We start from the raw sequence: 267 nt of genomic DNA, 5'->3' as shown, positions 1-267 counted from the left end.
ACCAACCCCGGATGTCAGTGCTGGAGGCGTCGCGCACATTGCAGGTGGCGCGTGCCACGGTCCAGGCCCGGTTGGACCGGATGCAGCGGCTCGGCGTCATCTCCGGTTGGGGCCCACGGGTGGATCCCGCGGCCCTGGGCTACGGGGTGGTGGCCTACTGCTCACTGACGATCAGCCAAGACGCCGGCCATGCTGCGGTGGTCCGCGCCTTGGAGGAAATCCCGGAAATCCAGGAAATCCACACCGTCTCCGGTGAAAGCGACCTGC

At 67.4% G+C, this 267-nt stretch carries 1 protein-coding gene; it reads left to right on the top strand.

Annotated features, from left to right (window positions below; genetic code table 11):
* On the top strand, window positions 1-267 hold a 267-nt coding region (locus tag SB754_RS20695), incomplete at both ends, for an Lrp/AsnC family transcriptional regulator (protein ID WP_410784235.1).

It is taken from the genome of Leifsonia sp. SIMBA_070, assembly GCF_046534635.1.
GTDB lineage: Bacteria > Actinomycetota > Actinomycetes > Actinomycetales > Microbacteriaceae > Leifsonia.
Note: the sequence above shows the minus strand (reverse complement) of the source record. Positions and strands in the feature narration are given on the sequence as shown.